The following is a 17,450-nucleotide window of genomic DNA, read 5'->3' as shown; positions in this document are numbered from 1 at the left end:
CACCCTTTCAATCTCAGCGTCACCCGAGTCCCACTTCGCCTGGAACTGCACCGCGACGTTGTCGCCGTCCGGGTCGGTGACGTTGTTCGCGGAGATCTTGCCCAGCGTGCGGACGCGCGGCGCGAAATCCCACTTCTTACACATGCCGCCGTACTCCATCGTCAGCTGCGATGTCCTGATCTGGGACGGCGGACGGTTGTACCGCACCCGCAGGTACGCGTCGTCGGAGAACCGCTTCCAACCGTAGGCGTCACTCTCACTGGCGGCCTGGAGGCCGAATGTCATCGTGGACCAGTTCTTGTCCGCGGCCTCCTGGACCGCCGACTTCACATCGAATTCGGCGTCCTTGGCCGCACACCCTTCGAAGTCGTACGCGAACGACTTCGAGGACAGCTGCTTGATCCAGAACCCAGATGCGTTCTGCGAGTTCCATGTCGTCGATGACGAGATGTCCTTGGTCCGCCACAGCTGCACGCTGCGCGCATCACAGGACGCCGACCAGGTGTTGCGCACCACGAACTCCGCCGACAGCACCGACCTGCCCGCGAACTGGGACACCGGGATCCGGTAGAAGAGACGCTTGATGTCGTACGGCTGACAGTACGACCAGCCGCAGTACCCCATACCCGCGTCCGCGTCTCCATTGAACTTCCACTGAGGAGACGACGCCCAGTACTTCGAGACCATCGTCCACGCCGACGCCTTCGGCGAGTACCACTGCGGGTCGATAAACACCGGGTACACCGTGTCCTGACCCTTCAGCACCTCCGCATCCGGTTTCAGCACCAGCTCGTCCTGCCCGGCAGGCACCTCGACACCGACCGGCGCCAGCTTTCCCGACTCGGCGGCTCCGGGCGCGACACCGGCAGGGCCTTCTGCCGCGGCCGCTGCACTCGACGAGCGCGCGGCAGTGGGCTTCGGAGCCGAGGAACCCTCACTCGAATCCCACATGAGCGGCTGCGGCGCCTCGAACACCGCACTACCGGCGCCCTTGTCGACGGCCTCCAGGCCACCCTCATCCGTCTCACGGAGGTCCACGCCTTCGCCGTCCAGTTTCAACCGCAGCGCCGCCAGCTCGCTACTGGCCGCGGCGTCCGCCGACTTCACCACCAGCAACTGCGTGAACCCGTCCTCCTGAGCCCTGAGCCGCAGATCCACACCAGGCAGGACATCGGAATACGTCGCGCCGGCCCCCTCGATCCGCGGAGCGGGAAGCGTTCCAGGCCATGACAACGCCAGCTCCCGCCCTGCTTTGGTCATCCGCACCATCGGCGCGCTACCGCCGCCCGAGAACTCCAGGCCGATGGTGGTGACCTTCGGTGCGACCATGCCACTGCCGGTCTTCACCAAGTCCGTGTCGATCGGCTTCCACTGGCCCCCCACCCTCGCCCGTACAGGCCGCAGATGCTCCCGCGCCTCCAGGTTTCCCTCGGGCGTGGCATAGACCTCGCTGCTCTCCCCTCGCAGCGAACCCACTTCCACCGGCTTGTCGGTGCGCTTGGCCTGAGCAAACGCCTCGGCCTCGGTGAGCGCGGCCTGGTCCGTGGGCGCTGCTTCCGACAGCACGGCAGCAGGTGCCCCGTCGCGAGCAAGCCCCGCCGCGCTGGTCACCGTGAGCCCGCTCAGCACCACCGCAACGGACAACACCACCCCAACTGCACGCAGTCGCGCACCCACAGGCATGACACATCCTCCCCACAGAATCTCCCCAGACTCTGACGTACCGTGAACGATCTTCCACAGACCGCACACGGGAGAGTAAAGCCAAGCTCATGAAAACTTCTAGATCACCACAAGTGGACATTGCTCCTCCGGCGAACTAAAAGCCGCGACCGATTGAGTGACATATGCCACACACGGGCACCCCGACGAGCTCAGGGCGTTGACTGCACTGCCACCCCACCGGGAGATGACCTCCCCATGGGCCGACGACCAGTCCCGGCGGACCTTCCTGGTCACGACCCTAAGACCGTGTCCTATGTGGTGATCGCTCGTTGAGCTGTTCATGGGGCGGGGTACGTGGAGTTGGATTGTTCCGGACGGGCTGTGGGAGATCGCCGAGCCGCTGATCCCACCGGCGAAGGTGCGACCAAAAGGCGGCGGCAGGCAGGACACGCCTGATGAGACGCTGTTCGCGGCGATCATCTACGTGCTGGTCAGCGGTTGTGCCTGGCGGGCTCTGCCGCCGTGCTTCGGGATATCGAAGTCGACCGCGCACCGCCGGTTCCTGATCTGGTCGCGGGCCGGTGTGTGGGGCCGGCTGCATGAGGCGGTGCTGCACCGACTCGATGACGCCGGCCTCATCGACGTCTCGCGCGTGGTCCTCGACTCCGCTCACGTGCGGGCTAAAAAAGGGGCGAACTCACAGGTCCGAGCCCCGTGGACCGGGGTAAGCCGGGCTCCAAGATGCACGTCCTGTCGGACGCGAACGGACTGCCCCTGGTCGTCGGCGTCTCGGCCGCCAACACCCACGACAGCGAAGCGCTGAAGCCCATGGTCGAGGGTCACCAAACGAGACACGACCCCCACCGCGGCCGCCACTTCACACCTCAACGCCTGCACGCCGACAAGGCGTACGACATTCCCCATCTGCGGCGATGGCTCCGCGGGAAGCGGATCGGCGTGCGCATCGCCCGCAAAGGCATCGAGCCCAGCGAACGATTAGGGCGCCGCCGCTGGGTCATCGAGCGCACCATGTCGTGGCTGTCCGGCTATCGCCGACTCAGCCCCCGCTACGAACGCGATCCCCGCAACTACCTGGCCTTTCTCGGCCTCGCCGCCGCCATCTGCTGCTACAAGCGACTCGTCCGCCTCACCACATAGGACACGGTCTAAAACGGAGTGGTCTTCCCCCACTCCTGCGTCGTGGGTGTACGGGCAGTGGCCCGCCTCGCCGGATCTAACCGGGGAGGCGGGCCACTGCTGGGGATGAGTAGACGGGGCTTGTTTCAGCAGCGCTTCCCCATGGTGCCGACGAACGAGGACCACGCAGCAGTCGATACAACAAGTGCAGGGCCGGTCTTGTCCTTGGAGTCGCGGACGCCTATAGCTCCCAGCTGGCTCGCGACCTCGACGCAGTTGCCGCCGCCCTGGTCGCTGTACGACGACTTGAACCACGAGCCTTCCGGAGCGAAGTGGGTAGCAGGTACGGGGTTCGCGTGATCAGTCATTTCCATAGTTTCTCTTCGAGTTCCATCAGGAATGCCGGGGTCTGAGCCCGGATCCACCGGCTGAGGTCTGTGGACAACTTCTCCGAGAACGAGGAAGAGCCTTGTGACCTGCGATGATGGGAGTTCTTGTCAGAGGACACGGCAGACTCCCCGCTGGCGGTCAGTTGGCCTCCCCGCTGGTCAGGGAGCCGCCGAAAAATAACTTCTCGATCTTGATGGGGCTTACTCGAGTCTGAGGTCGTGTCCGGCGATGGCAGCGAGTTGTCGGGCCGTGGTCACGGTGAGGGGGCCGGTGGGAAACGTTTGGCCGAGGGCGGCGAGAACGGGTGTGGTTTCCCGGAGGGTGGCACCGATCCTGTTCTTGGACAGCCCAGTCGCCTCGGCGAGGGGTGCCTGTGCCATGGACCAGCGGTTCTTCAGGAGGTGGACAACAAGTTGGTCGGCGGCGGACAGGCGCCGGCCGCCTGCGCCGGGACCGCCGTCGGGGCGTTTGCCGGGAAGCAGGATCGGGGGGTGTTCGGCGAGGTAGGCGCGGTAGCGGATGACGAGGTCGTCAAAGGCTGCGGGTTCCAGGCCGGTGAGACTGGGATGCCGGAGCCAGGCGGGCGTCTTGTCCCCGGGTGGGAAGCGTCCGAACGACGTATCGCGGGGCGGCGGCGGAACTGGTGGGGCGAGGGGTTCGGGACGCAGCGTGTAGTTCCAGGTGCCGTGCCAGTCGTGGGGGGTGAACGGGAGGCGTTCCATGACGTCGTCGGAGACGGTGACGCCGGTGGGGTATCGGCCGGGGTCGAGCTCGGCGTGGACGGTCAGGCCCGTGCTCGTGGTGACCGCGCCGATGGTGTTGACGACGACCTCATGGCTGGTCAGCGGGCGTCCGCGCCAGTTCGTGCTGATGCGTGAGAAGAGCCGGTGCTCTATTTTGTTCCACTTCGAAGTGTCGGGAGGGAAGTGGCAGACCGTCACAGCCAAGCCCGTCTCGAGGGCGAAGTCCGCGAGTTCCTTCTTCCATGCTTTCACCCGGTAGCCGTTCGAGCCACCGGCGTCGGCGGTGATCAGCAGACGGGTCGCATGCGGGTAGCGGTGCCGACCCTCACCGTCCCACCAGCGCCGGAGGGTGGCCACCGCGAACGCGGAGGTGTCGCCGTCACAGCCCACCGACACCCAGCCGGTGTCCGCGGACAGATCGTAGATCCCGTACGGGACAGCCTTCTGCGCGTTCTTCTCGGGGTAATCATGGGCCCTTGCCCTTACCGGTTCACCGCTGCGGTGCCACTCCCGCCCGATGACCGCGTAGTCGCCCAGCACTTCCTTCTTCTTGGCATCCACACTGATCACGGGTTCACCGGCTCCGGTGAACTCCCGGACCTGGCCGTTGATGTAGTGGAACTGAGCATCCCGGTCCGGATGACGGGCTCCCTCGGTGGTCCGGCTGGTGCCCTGCAGGGAGAAGCCCTCCTCCTTCAGCAGGGCCGCAACCGTGTCGGCCCCCACCCGGAATCCCTGGGCGGTCAACTCACCGGCCAGCTTCCGCGTCGACTTCGTCGTCCACAGCAGTGGCGACTCCGGATCACCCCGCTGGTCGGGCTCGACCAGCGCCAGCAAGGCCGGTACCAGGCCGGGATGCTTCTCACACAAACGTCTGCGACCCCCGCCCTCCCGCCTCACCCGGTCCGAGGGCCCAGGCGCGCCGGTCAGTTCCGCCACCCCGCGCGAGACCGTCTCCTCCGACACCCCGGCAGCACGAGCGACCAACCGGACACCGCCATACCCCAGAGCCCGCGCTTCCGCCCCCAGCACCAGCCTGCGCCGCCGCTCGTCCAGATGCGGCAGCAACCGTGCGAACTTCTCCGCCAGCACCGACCCGATCCCCTCCATCACAACGGCACCCTACGGCCCCAACTCACCTACAAGAAACCGAAGTTATTTTTCGGCGGCTCCCTGCTCTCAGGTCGCCTTGAACTCTCCTTCGAGGAGCCAGAGGACGATGTCGCTCTGGTCGAGTTCGGCCGGAAGTGGACGATTCCATCGATGGGTCTCCGCAGCTACGTGCGTGAGACCCGTGAGCTCCCATCGGTGATCCGCCAGCCAAGTGGCGGGAGAAGACGTGGGACCGGTGTCGAACTGTTCCATGGCCAGCGCCCAGGAGGCCTGTTCCTGTTCGTCCTTCGAACCACTTCTCATGTCCTCGACCCGCGGTTGCCGACTGTAATACTCCGTGACCAGGCGACTGCCCGGTGCCGACAGCGAGCCAACCGTTTTCGACAGCTGGGAGCAGTCGCTGTCGGAGAGGTACATCAACAATCCCTCCACTATCCACACGGTCGCTTTTTTCGGGTCGAAGCCCGCAGCGAGCAGCGGCCCGGTCCACTCCTCGCGCAGGTCGACGGCGATCGGGACGCGGCGGCAGGACGCCTGCGCCTGCTCCCGGTCGAGCACGCGTTGCTTGTAGTCCAGAACAGCGTCCTGGTCCAGTTCGAAAACCGTGGTGTCGTCGGGCAGATCAAGCCTGTAGGCGCGGCTGTCCAGTCCCGCCGCGAGAAGAACGACCTGCCTGCAGCCGGACGCGACAGCATGCGTGAGACGCTGGTCGTAGAACGGTGTCCGCATCGCGATGTAGGTGCAGTAGAAGTGCCACATCCCGGTTGTGTGGTCGCCGTTCGCCGGTCCGAGCCGGGGCCTTTCAGCGTCGGGTGTGCTCGTCTCAGTCGCTCCGGAAGCGAACACGGCCCCCAGCGGATCGCTGAAAAGGCGGTCCGGCCGTTCGGATTCGACCGACCTGCAATATGCGGTGAGCAGTGCGGTCCATCCGATTCCACTGGGCGGTTTGATGTCGGACACAGTTTCGTCCTCTCTGTGCGGTATTCGGCGATAGCGATGTCGTGGGCGCTGCGCGCCTTGAAAGAAGGGTGGAGAATCTGTGGACGGTGCTCAGGCTGTCCCGCAGGTCGGTCCGTCCTGAAGCCGCCCATACGCGCGGGTCCCTGCACGCGCCAAATCGGCTACGTCGGGAGCTGCAGAAGTTGCTGAAGGCTCAGCTGCAGGGAAATGGCGTGGTCGAAGAGGTAGAAGTGGTCTCCTGGGTACTCCGTGACGCCGACGAAGTTCGAGGTGCGATCGGCCCACACCCCCATCGCACGCGCGACGACGAGCGGGTCCGACCGGCCGGCGAACGCGACCACCGGACAGGAGACCTGCGCACCGTCGTCCAAGTACTCGGCCGCCGCCCCGAAATCGGCGCGCAGCGCCGGTAGCGCCGTTCTCAGGAGCTCTTCAGCCAGTACGGACCCCGTAGGCAACAGTCCCAACTCCTTTACTGCCGCTACGAGTTCGTCATCGGACATTTCCGGTACCGCCCGCTGCTTCGCCAGTATGTCTTCGCCGGGAACCCAGCCGGAGACGGCCAGCACGGAGGGCGCCGTCATGCCCTCCTTCTCGAACTGAACGGCAAGCCGATACGCCAGAAGCGCGCCGAAGCTGTGCCCGAACAACGCGTAGGGACGGCCGTCCAGTTCGGCTTCCAGCGCCTCACCTATGCGCGCCAGTAGCAGCGGGAGCCGGGTGAGGGGCGCCTCGTCCCCACGTCCCCACCGGCCCGGCAGATGGAGCACGCGCGGCTCGACGGTGGCAGGCACCGTCGCCGCCCACTCCCGGTACATCGCGCCAGTTCCACCGGCGTGCGGGAAGAGGAACAACTGGACGTCCGCGTCGTCGTCAGGGGCGCGGCCTGAGGGCGGGAACCATTCACCGGGTTGCGAGGGTGCGTGTGACATGTGGCCTCGGTCTGTGTCGTCGTGAGGAGGCGTTTGTTTGCGGAGTGCAGTTCCTCGATGCGCCGCCAAGCCTTCCCGTAGGCAGCGGACACGGCAGTGGGCAGGAACGGCGGCCGGCCGCCGTAGCCCGGGTGACGCGGCGCAGCACTGTGTGTGCCGCTGTCGCCGAGCCGAAGCGGAGGTCCGTCGGTTCGCCGCGGCCTGGGCAACCGGCCCGGCATCCGGGCGCTCACGTGCTTCCCGGCGAGCGCGGCGTCCGATGCGTTGCCGCGCCACGCCTGCCGCCGAAGGGCCGGGCGTCCGCCTCGGAACTGCTGGTTTGCGGGTCGGCGTACGAGGCATCAGCGGGCCTCAGCACAGAACGTTGTCCAGCCAGCGTTCGAGCAGGGCCCTCTCACCGGTCACGGCCACGGAGGACCCCGCCTCGGGGATCCGGCGCTTGAGCAGCAGAAGGAGATCCGAAGCCGTTCCGCGGGCAACCACGTCATCGCCGTCACCCGGCCGCCAGGCGGAGGTGGCCAGTCCTTGGGGAGTGCACACCGCCAGCCAGCCTTCGTGACCGTCCACGTCCGTGGGCTGGAAGCGCAGTCGCTCGCCGTTGCCCTTCATGTTCGCCAACCGGGGGTCGAGGAACGGCGCGGCGGCAGGTTCACGGACGTAAGCGAGCCACTGGTCGATGCTGTCGACCGCGAGATCGGTGTCGATGCGGAACTCCCGGGCGGCGAGCACTTCCGCGTCCGCCCGATGTAGCGATGTCTCGAGCAACGCCCAGCGGGCCCAGGTCCTCACGCGCGGAGGGCAGAACTCCCGCCAGACGGCCGTGTCCGGTCCGGCCTCAAGGAGCGCGGAGGTCAGCCTCCGGGCCCCGTCGGTGATCCACTGCGACAGACGCCTTCGATCCACCGGATCGCCGAAGCTGTCGAGCGCGCGAAGCGTCAGCTGGTGGATCTGCTCGCTCCAGTCGCCGGAGAGGTCGCCGCCACCGATCTCCAGCAGCGACACCCTCTGGGTGGCCCGGGTCTCGACAATGACCGCCGCCCACTCCTGGGCCTGGTGCACATGCACCAGGAGCTGACCGGCGGTCCATCCAGGGCAGGTCGGCACCGGTTGCTCCAGGGGCACACCGTCCAGGGCGGCGACGAAACTCTCGGTCTCCAAAAACACGCCCTCACACAGGCGTTTGAAGTCGATAGATGACACTGAGTGACCCCCCACTTACGCACCGCCGAGTCGCGACGCTGGCTTTTGATCGTGATGACGTCATGTCGGTCCCGCGCCACCGGTGCGGATACCGACTTGATGGCGAGACTCCCGGAATCGCGGGACCGGACGAGGGCTGCTGGTGCACAGCCGGACCGTAGGCCGGCGGAGCGGCCGGTGAACGGCTGGGACAGGCGCGCCCCGCGGTTCGTGCGCGGCGCGGGCGAACAGAACCCCGGTGGGCGTGCCCCGGACGGGCAGGGCGTGGGGACAAGCGTCGAAGAGATCCTCCGCGGGCCCGGCCGCCGCAGCTCGCCGTCGTGCTCGAAGCAGGGAGCCTCACCGTCCAGCCGCTCCACTGCGCCGCTCTCGCGGCCCCCGTGCTGTGCGGGCGCAGCCGCGCGGCTCGCGTCAGCCGCGAGCGCAGGGACGTCGCTGGGCGACGCTTCCCCCTCGATCACGCGGATGTCGGGCAGCCCGTCGTCCAGCCGTGAGTACAGCGGTACCCGGTACTGCCCGCACTCCGAGTTCGTCGGCACGGCCCGACCCTCACGGAGCACGACGCCGCCGACAGTCACCCGGCCCTTGCAGGGGGTGAATGAGGCGGCGTTCTCAGCACGGGCCTGCGCACAGCGAGCCGTGCCGGTCAGCGGTGGTGAGCGGACCTTGACCAGTGTCTCGGCGGTCACACCGGAGCCGCAGCCCGCAAGGACGTGGGCACCCGTCTCGCGTACGCAAGCGAGGCCGAGCCGTAAAAGAGGTGGCGCGTCGCCACCGGTACGGACGACTTCCGCCGAGGATGCCGCCCACGGACGCTCGCCCCGCGGTATCCCGCAGGCGGAGTCCCGCGTACCGGCTGGGACGATCGCCATGTCGGCGGCTGCGGGACCGTCGTGGGCGATCAATCCCGCCGTAACTTCTCGCACCGCACCGTCACCGCCCACCACCAGGACGAGGTCGAGGCGGCGGACCGAGATGGCCGGCCGAGGCCTGCCCAACCGCCTTTTCGGCGTCGCCTGGTTCCCGCCATCGAATTGGTGACCCCCAGGGCGCGCCTGGAAGTGGAGATTGCCTGTACTGCCATGAAAGCGAGCTCCATATCGGGACGATGGAGGGAACGGAACGCGCCCTGTTGCCCGGACCCGCGGAACCGCATCTCCGCGAGGACCCCGGAAGGAGGACCCGAGTCACCGTGACATGGCACTTGCTCGTGTGTGGCGCGAAATGCGGCGTGACGACCGTTCCGGACGGTTCGCGGCCAACCCTGCCAGGCAGCCCTGAGACGGCACTGACACGCAACTGACAGGGCACTGACGCCGATGAGGGGCGGCGCGCTTCACACCGCGGGAGATGTGGGAGCGGCGCTCACGACAAGGCGCCGGCATCGGGTCCGTGGCGGGCGGGGCCGGCAGGTGCCGGCCGCGCCGCCTGCCTTGCTCCCGGCGCCGCCGGCCCCGGGAGCCCGGCACGTGCTTCCGGCCATGACCGATCGGGCGTCGTTCACCCTCGACTGGAGGTTCAGGGTGTCCACTCGTTCGTCCGCGACCTCCGACCAGTACCCCGCCGCTCTGGCGAGCAGGCCGCGAGAGTGCCGCACAACGTGGCCACCTATGTCGCGGGCACGGGGCCTGGCTCCAGTCCCGCCTCACGTGGCGTCCCCGCCGTGCACGCCCGGCGGACTCCGGCTGGGGGTGTCAGGCGCGTGTCAGCGGCAGGTCAGGCACGTATCAGCGGCAGGTCAGTTTGGTGTGGTCCCATCTCGTGATGGCAGATCAACGCATCACGGAAATAAGTGATCTACTGGAGATTCCGCTCTACGACCGGCGCGAAGCTCTGCAAGAGCTGGTGACACACGAACTGAAGTCAGCCCTGCTGATGGAAGACGACGAATACCTTGCGCCCGACTCTGTTTTTTTCGAACTGGGTCTGACATCTCTGCAGTTGTCCGAGATCAAATACACTCTGGACAAGGCGCTCGGATGCGAACTCGAGGTCGCACAGCTTTTCAACAGGCCGACGGTCGAGCAGCTCGTCTCTTATCTGTCCGAGCATGTCATCGCCGAGGCTTTCGCCGATCCCGATGCGGACCTCCGCCGTTGAAGCGTCGCCGTCAGCCCACACGCGATCTCTGGGCGCCCTGACCGAAGAGCCCGACGGGGCGTGACCCAACCCGACACGGAGACGGGACGTTGTCAAAAAACTCTGAGCTTTCCGAAGCGACCCCGCGCGACCTGCTGCGGAAGATCGACGAGCAGGACGCCGTGATCCGTGAGCTGTTGCTGGAGAAACACGAACCGATCGCCATCGTGGGAGCCGGACTCAGGTTTCCCGGTGGCAACGAAAGCCTGCGGGATTTCGACGAGTTCCTCGCCAAGGGCCGGTCAGGCATCCGCCCCATGCCGGAGAGCCGACGGCACATGTTCACCGGCTCGGATCCCGAGGACGCACAGCCGGTCATCGGCGGCTTCCTGGACGAGATCGACCGTTTCGACGCTGCCTTCTTCAACATCTCTCCTCGTGAGGCGGCCTACCTCGACCCGCAACAGCGGATGGTCCTGGAGACCACGTGGCAGGCGCTGGAGAACGCCTGCATACCTCCGGGGGCGTGGCGGCACCGTGAAGGCGGTGTCTATATGGGCGTCAGCTCCTTCGACTACGCACTGGACACCGCGGGCGTGCGCGCAGAGGAGGTGGACAGCTACATAGGCACCGGTCTGTCGCACAGCAGCGTGCCGGGCCGGCTCAGCTACTCACTGGGCTGGCGGGGGCCGAGCATCAGTGTCGACACCGCGTGCTCCTCCTCACTGGTCGCGCTGCACCTGGCCGTGCAGGGACTGCGCAACAAGGAGTGCGGCATCGCCCTGTGCGGCGGCGTGAACCTGATACACAACGCGGTGAGCAACGGTGCGTTACGGGCGGCCAACATGTTGTCTCCCGACGGCCGGTGCAAAACCTTCGACGACTCGGCTGACGGGTACGCCCGCGGCGAGGGATGCGGCGTGCTCGTCCTGAAACGTCTGTCGGACGCCGAACGCGACGGGGACGCCGTTCTCGCGCTCGTGCGTGGCACCGCGGTGCGCCAGGACGGTGAGAGCGCGGGCCTGACCGTGCCCAACGGACAGGCCCAGCAGCAGGTGATGGGGGCCGCGCTGGCCGCGGCCGGTCTCGAACCGGGGCACATCCAGTACGTCGAGGCGCACGGCACCGGCACGCCCTTGGGCGACCCGATCGAGATGGGCTCGATCGCCGCACTCTTCGCGGCATCGCACGACAGAGCCGCACCGGTGACGGTCGGTTCTGTGAAGACCAACATCGGGCACCTGGAGGGTGCCGCGGGAATGGCCGGTCTGGTCAAGACCGTTCTGCAGTTGCAGGCCGGCAAGTTCTACCCGCACCTCAATTTCGAGCGCCCCTCGGGGCGCATACCGTGGGAAAGATACCCGGTCACGGTGCCCACGGGCGAGCTCACGTGGGACGGCACCCCCCGCCGAGCGCTGGTGAACGGTTTCGGCTTCGCCGGGACGATTGCCACGGCCGTACTCGAACAAGCTCCGGCTCGCTGTGCCGGACCCGCCCTGGACGGGCACGCCGAGGCGTCCGATCGTCATCCGGGGACCGACGGGGAGCGGGGCCATGTCTTCACCTTGTCGGCGAAGAACGACCGCTCCTTGCGCTCGCAGATCCGTCGGTACCAGCAGTTCCTCGCCGCCGGCGCACCGCCGTCCCTGGCCGACATCTGCTTCACTTCCAACACCGGGCGGGCTCACCACAAGGTGCGTCTGGCAGGAGCAGTCGCCAGCCGGGAAGAGCTGGCGCAGCTGCTGGATCGGCGCCTGCACTCCGCCGGAGCGTTGCCCGTCGGCGGCGCGCGTAAAGCGGCCTTCCTCTTCTCGGGGCAGGGTTCGCAGTTCTCGGGAATGGCGGCGGCGCTCTACCGGCGCTTTCCTGTCTTCAGGGAGCGCGTCGACGAATGCGACCGGACACTCCGCCCCCTGACAGGGCGTTCGATGCGAGACATGCTGGTCGGCGCCGACGACCACGGCGACGACATCCATCAGACCCGGTACAGCCAACCGGTCCTGTTCTGCCTGGAGTACGCCCTGGCGGAACTGTGGACGGACTGGGGGGTGCGGCCCAGCGTGCTGGTCGGGCACAGCATCGGTGAGCTTGTCGCGGCGACGGTGGCCGGCGTCTTCTCCCTGGAGGACGGTGCCCGGATCGCCGCGGAACGCGGCCGACTCATGCAGTCGGTCAGCACCCCGGGCGCCATGGCGGCCGTGGCGGTGGCGGCGGAGGAGATCAGCCCGCTGCTCGGCCCGTACGACGATCTTGCGCTGGCGGCGATCAACGCTCCCGACCAGTGTGTCGTCTCGGGCGGTTCGCGTTCGCTGGAATCCCTGCTGGAGGATGCGCGCCGACGGGACATTCGCGTCAAGCGGCTTCCCGTCTCGCACGCCTTCCACTCACCGCTGATGGCGGAGGTGGCCGACGAGTTCCGCGCCCTGTTCGAAGGCATCCACTGCCGTGCCCCGCGCTTGCCCGTGGTATCGGCACTGACCGGAAAAGTGGTCCGGGCCTCGGAATTCACCGATCCGGCCTTCTGGATGCGCCATCTGCTCGAACCCGTCGATTTCCTGGGCGCGGTACAAGCGGTCGAGCGCCGCGGTACGCACGCGTTCGTGGAGATCGGCCCCTCGGCCTCCCTGATCTCGCTCGCACGCCGGTGCGTCACCAGGAACGACCACTTGTGGGCCGCCAGCAGCCGTGCGGGCGACGAGGACGGTGCGACCATCGACCGGGCTGTCGCCAGCCTGTACATGGCCGGGCTGTCCGTCGACTGGGCCGCGTACCACCGGGGCACTACCCACCGGCGTGTGGACTTGCCGACGTACACGTTCGATCGAAAGCGGTACTGGCTGCCGTCCGGCACCGGTCCGGCACCGAGTGCCTCTCCCGGTCCGCTGCCCGAGGCGCCGCCCGCCGCAGCCCTCGAAGAGGAGAGCAAGGCTGTGGCGCCCAAGTCGGCCGGGTGGCCGGCGGACGCGAGCAACGGGGCGATCAACGAAGCGATACGCCGCGAGCTGGTGGCGATTCTCCGCTACCAGGACGTCGAGGACATCGAACCTGACGCGGATTTCGCCTCCTTGGGCCTTGATTCGCTCACGGCCGTCAGTCTGAAGAACCGGCTTGAGCAGGTGTTCGCCGTCGCGCTTCCGACGGCCGTGGCGTTCGAGCAATCACGTATCGATCTCCTGGCCGGCTCCATCCGCAGTCTGCTGATCCCGTCGTCGCGATGAAGGGCGCCATGATGGACGCGAAGAAGACCGACACGCTCCACGCGGCTCTGGCATACCAGGCGGCCCGTCAGCCGGATCACCCGGCCATCCTGAGCGAAGGCCGCAGTCTCACCTACCAGGCGCTCCACCAGGAGAGCAACCGGGTGGCACAGGCGTTGCTCGCCTCACAGGTCGGCCGCGACTCCCGGGTGGCGTACCTGGGCAAGGAGTCGGAACGCTACTGGGAGCTCGCGTTCGCCTGCGCGAAGACCGGCGCGGTGCTGGTGCCCGTCAACTGGCGGCTGACTCCGGACGAGGTCCATCACATCCTGGCGGACTCGGGCACGGAGCTGCTGGTGGTCGACGAAGGCGGTCGAGCCGCTGCGGAAGGTGTGCGCGACCGGCTCGACCGCCTGGAGACCGTTGTTCTCGCTGACGACTCCGAAGACGGGGGCGCGGGCTGGGTGGGCTGGACCGCATCGCACACGGACACCGACCCGGGATCTGGCGGCGACCGGGAGAGCGCGGTGGTGCAGATCTACACGAGCGGCACCAGCGGGCGGCCCAAGGGTGTCGTGCTGCCGCACCGCAGCTTCTTCAACGTGGCCGAGGCCATGGAGCAGCACAGTCTCGACTGGTTCGACTGGCTGCCGGGCGACCGCAGCCTGATCGGCCTGCCGGGCTTTCACATAGGCGGCTTCTCGTACGCGATGCAGGGCTTCAACGCCGGGGCGACGATCGTCTCCATGCCCATGTTCGTCAGCTCGTCAGCTCTCAGACTCATCAGAGAACTGCGGATCACCACCGCGATCGTGGCGCCCGCCATGCTGCAACTGCTCTTCAACGAGCCGGATGCCAACCCCGCGTGCTTCCAGTCGTTGCGCAAAGTCGTCTACGGTGGCTCCCCCATCTCGGCGCCACTGCTCGAGCAGTGCATGAAGATGATCGACTGCGACTTCCTGCAGATCTACGGGAGCAGCGAGACAGGTAACTTCGCGGCCTGTCTGCCACCCGAGGACCACAGGCAGGGCAACCCCCGGCTGCTGGCCGCCGGCCGGGCGTACCCGGGCATCACGCTGCGGATCACCGGCCGGGACGGCAAACCGGTGCCGCCTGGCACGGTCGGCGAGGTCTGCGTGCGCTCGCCCGCCCGGATGCTGGAGTACTGGCGTCGCCCCGACGCCACGGCCGAGACCCTGGTCGACGGATGGATCCGCATGGGCGACGCGGGCTATCTCGACGAGGACGGCTACCTGTTCGTCAGCGACCGCGTCAACGACATGATCATCGTGGCAGGAGAAAACGTATATCCCGCCGAGATCGAGGCCGCGCTGTGCGCCCACCCAGCGGTCCTCGAAGTCGCGGTCGTGGGCATTCCGCACCCCAGGTGGGGTGAATCGGTGCACGCCCGAGTGGTCCTTGAGCCGGGGCAGCGCGTCACCCCCCGCGAGCTGATGCTGTCTCTGCGCGGCCGCATCGCCGACTTCAAGGTGCCCACCAGTTACGACTTCGCCGCGGCCCTGCCGAGAAATCCGAGCGGCAAGGTCCTGCGCAGGACGGTGCGCGGCGAACTCGCGGAGAAGACGCCTCCGGTCGGCCGCTGAGTACCGCCGGTACATCCTCGTCGGCGCCCTTCATGGCGCGTGACCGGCACATTTCGGTGTCCACAAAGGTAAAAGCGTTCAATCCTTCACCGAGTTCCTGAAAGTGTGTATCCATGAGGGAAAACAAACCTGATTTCACGAGTCAGCTGAATTCCTCTCTCGACGTGATCGGCCTGTCGCTCGAGAACGCGGTCAGTGAGATTTCGGTGACCGGCGCCGATCCGTTGCTTGACTCCACCCTCAAACTCGGGACCGCCATAGGCGTTCCTCTCCTGTCGGCGGCCGCTGGAGCGGCGCAGATCTGGCACGAGGCGACCGGCCGCAGGCAGCGGCTCAGCCTTGACCTACCGCAGGCACTCCACTCTCTCACGCCCTATCTGGGCGCAGGGAACCGCCTCAACGGCTACGGATCCAACATGGGTTCGCTGCAGGGCCTCGATGGCGGTCTCGCGCCCGCGGTCTTCGACTTCTACCAGACGGCCGACGATCGCTGGGTCATCCCCATCGCCTGCTACCCGCGGCCGAGTGACGAGTTGCTGTCGCTCCTCGGCACCGCGCATACGCAGGAGCATATCCGGAGCGCCATCGCCTCCTGGACATCCTGGGACCTCGAAGAGGCCGCCGCTGAGCGAGGAATTCCGCTCGCGGTGGTGCGCAGCCGCGAGGAGTTCCTGGCCCATCCGCAGAGCCAGGCGATCCAAACAGAACCGCTGGTGTCGATCGAGAAGATCGGCGACGCGCCCATAAAACCGCTGCCCGCCGGCGATCAGCCACTGTCGGCGCTGCGTTGTCTGCAGTTCACCCACATCTTCGCCGGCACCGCGATGGGGCGTACGCTGGCCGAACATGGCGCTGATGTGCTCCACGTGTGCGAGCCGCACGCCTTCGAACACGATCTGTGCTGGAATGAAACAGCTGTGGGCATCCGCTCCACCCGGTTGGAACTGCGCGAGGACAGCGGCGGCCGCCGCATATTCGACCAGCTGCTCCGCGAAACCGATGTCTTCGTGCACAATCACCGGGCCTCGAAGCTGGCCCGGCTAGGGCTGACCCCAGCGGAGTGCGCGGAGATCTCCGAAGGGCTGATCTACTGCTCCATCCACTGCTACGGCCATTCGGGCCCATGGGGTGAACGTGGCGGCTTCGACCACCAGGCGCAGGCGTTGGTCGGCATCAACTGGAACGAGGGGGACGACGGGAGACCGCAAATGCCCCCGGGCCGAATGCTCAATGACTACCTCGCGGCCTATTTCGCGGCGGCCGGTGTGATGGCCGCAACCCTGAAACAGGCGCGGGAGGGCGGCAGTTACCTCGTCCGTGTCTCCCTCGCCGGCTGCGCCAACTGGGCGTGGGAGCTCGGCACTCTGGACAAGTCGGAAGTCGCCGCGCAGATCGGCACGACGGCCGCTCCACCCGAGCCCGAGTGGTTGGTCCATCAGACCCCGCTGGGCGAGTTCCAGCACGTCGCTCCTCCGGTCCGGCTGAGCGAGACCCCCGCTGACTGGCGCCACGGGCCCGTCCTCGTACCCCGAGGGTCCTCCGCCCCCGTCTGGCGCGCCGACGGAGCCGCGGCGGCCCACTCCGTCTCGTGAGCGTCGACGGACCGTCCGGGCGAGAGGAACTGCGGCCGCAAGCCCGTGCCGGCCCATGTGTCAACGGCCGCGCCACCAGTGAGCCGCTGTCCCTTCTCGTGGCGAGGGTGGAGGTGCCCCGGGACCAGACGGCCTCGAACGCCTCCGCGAGTGGTTTCGCGCGGGGAGGGATCATCGGGGATCTCATGCTGGGCTATGGCCGGCTGTCGCGGTACGGCGCCCCAAGTCCCTTTCCTGCATGGTCAGTTTGAGGAGCGGTTTGCAGCAGCAGGGGGCGGCTGCCAGTCCGAGAAAGGCCAGGTAGTCACGGGGCCCGTTCCTAACCTCGCCGTTTCACTTGAGTACGGCTGGCTTTGGGACGGAAACACGAAAGTGCCTTGGGTGTAGTTCCCTTGAAGGGAAAGGCTCGTGCTGGGCTGCGCCTGGTTGCTCGCCGCCTTCGGCACGTTCGTCGGCGTTCCCCCTGCCGACGCCACGGGCGTCACCGGGACGCCAAGGGTCAGTTGGCGTAGTAGGGGGTCAGCTCCCACGAGTTGCCGCCTTCATCCTCCATGCAGGCGAATCCCACGATCGTCCCATGGGCCTGCAGGGCGTTACCCCAGTTGGTGCATTCCTGGAGGGGGCCCTTGCCGGGAATGTCCGCGCCCTGCCGCGGCGTCGCCTGAGCCGCGCCGACGGCGAGGCCGGAGAACGCCAGGACGCTGGCACCGACGACTACGGCCTTCTTGACGGTGTTGCGCATTCTTCGCTCCATTTCTGTCTGTGGGCACATGCGCCGCAGGCGCATGGCCGCCGGGTGGAGGCGGGCGCGAGCTACCTGAGGTTCCCCCGGCGTGCG

12 protein-coding genes and 1 pseudogene are annotated in these 17,450 nt (G+C 67.3%); 5 read left to right on the top strand and 8 right to left on the bottom strand.

The window, feature by feature from the left end; genetic code table 11:
• Positions 1-1,683 (bottom strand): DNRLRE domain-containing protein (locus VT52_RS32210; RefSeq protein ID WP_143070951.1); only part of this gene is annotated, 1,683 nt, incomplete at its 3' end.
• Between the two features lie 322 nt (positions 1,684-2,005).
• Here VT52_RS32210 and VT52_RS37365 point away from each other — a divergent pair.
• A protein-coding gene (locus VT52_RS37365; protein ID WP_107481507.1) for an IS5 family transposase occupies positions 2,006-2,823 on the top strand; the annotation gives its coding sequence in 2 pieces (ribosomal slippage) (positions 2,006-2,354 and positions 2,354-2,823; 819 coding nt in all).
• Positions 2,824-2,948: 125 nt separating this feature from the next.
• Here the strand turns inward: VT52_RS37365 and VT52_RS36370 are convergent.
• From VT52_RS36370 to VT52_RS39800, 6 genes and pseudogenes are all read right to left on the bottom strand, one after another.
• Positions 2,949-3,170, bottom strand: a complete 222-nt coding sequence (locus VT52_RS36370; protein ID WP_107481509.1) for a DUF397 domain-containing protein — start codon at positions 3,168-3,170, stop codon at positions 2,949-2,951.
• Between the two features lie 222 nt (positions 3,171-3,392).
• Positions 3,393-5,045, bottom strand: coding sequence for an ISAzo13 family transposase (locus VT52_RS32200; protein WP_046425326.1), 1,653 nt, complete (start codon positions 5,043-5,045; stop codon positions 3,393-3,395).
• Positions 5,046-5,114: 69 nt separating this feature from the next.
• Positions 5,115-6,008 carry an SAM-dependent methyltransferase gene (locus VT52_RS32195; RefSeq protein WP_167377762.1) on the bottom strand — a complete coding sequence of 298 codons (894 nt, stop codon included), beginning with the start codon at positions 6,006-6,008 and terminating at the stop codon, positions 5,115-5,117.
• Between the two features lie 161 nt (positions 6,009-6,169).
• The gene (locus VT52_RS38285) at positions 6,170-6,940 is read right to left on the bottom strand and encodes a thioesterase II family protein (RefSeq protein ID WP_046425324.1); all 771 of its coding nucleotides are present in this window, start codon (positions 6,938-6,940) and stop codon (positions 6,170-6,172) included.
• 351 nt (positions 6,941-7,291) lie between these two features.
• Positions 7,292-8,098: a maleylpyruvate isomerase N-terminal domain-containing protein gene (locus VT52_RS32185; RefSeq protein ID WP_240509971.1), complete on the bottom strand. Its 807-nt coding sequence runs from the start codon at positions 8,096-8,098 to the stop codon at positions 7,292-7,294.
• Between the two features lie 893 nt (positions 8,099-8,991).
• Positions 8,992-9,138, bottom strand: a pseudogene (locus VT52_RS39800) (diacylglycerol kinase family protein); the annotation flags it as partial.
• 766 nt (positions 9,139-9,904) lie between these two features.
• On the opposite strand from VT52_RS39800, the gene VT52_RS32180 reads away from it, so the two are divergent.
• From VT52_RS32180 to VT52_RS32165, 4 genes are all read left to right on the top strand, one after another.
• Positions 9,905-10,240 carry an acyl carrier protein gene (locus VT52_RS32180; protein ID WP_046425333.1) on the top strand — a complete coding sequence of 112 codons (336 nt, stop codon included), beginning with the start codon at positions 9,905-9,907 and terminating at the stop codon, positions 10,238-10,240.
• A gap of 89 nt (positions 10,241-10,329) precedes the next feature.
• On the top strand, positions 10,330-13,437 hold the full coding sequence (locus tag VT52_RS32175; protein WP_053055624.1) for a type I polyketide synthase: 3,108 nt from the start codon (positions 10,330-10,332) through the stop codon (positions 13,435-13,437).
• Positions 13,434-15,020, top strand: coding sequence for a long-chain-fatty-acid--CoA ligase (locus VT52_RS32170; protein ID WP_240509969.1), 1,587 nt, complete (start codon positions 13,434-13,436; stop codon positions 15,018-15,020). Before VT52_RS32175 ends, VT52_RS32170 begins: the two co-directional genes overlap by 4 nt.
• Before the next feature lie 113 nt (positions 15,021-15,133).
• Positions 15,134-16,612 carry a CoA transferase gene (locus VT52_RS32165; protein ID WP_046425319.1) on the top strand — a complete coding sequence of 493 codons (1,479 nt, stop codon included), beginning with the start codon at positions 15,134-15,136 and terminating at the stop codon, positions 16,610-16,612.
• Between the two features lie 499 nt (positions 16,613-17,111).
• Here VT52_RS32165 and VT52_RS32160 read toward each other — a convergent pair whose 3' ends face one another.
• Positions 17,112-17,354: a hypothetical protein gene (locus VT52_RS32160; protein ID WP_046425317.1), complete on the bottom strand. Its 243-nt coding sequence runs from the start codon at positions 17,352-17,354 to the stop codon at positions 17,112-17,114.
• Between the last annotated feature and the right edge of the window lie 96 nt (positions 17,355-17,450).

The sequence above is a fragment of the Streptomyces malaysiense genome (genome assembly GCF_000980885.2).
Classification (GTDB): domain Bacteria; phylum Actinomycetota; class Actinomycetes; order Streptomycetales; family Streptomycetaceae; genus Streptomyces; species Streptomyces malaysiense.
Note: the sequence above shows the minus strand (reverse complement) of the source record. Positions and strands in the feature narration are given on the sequence as shown.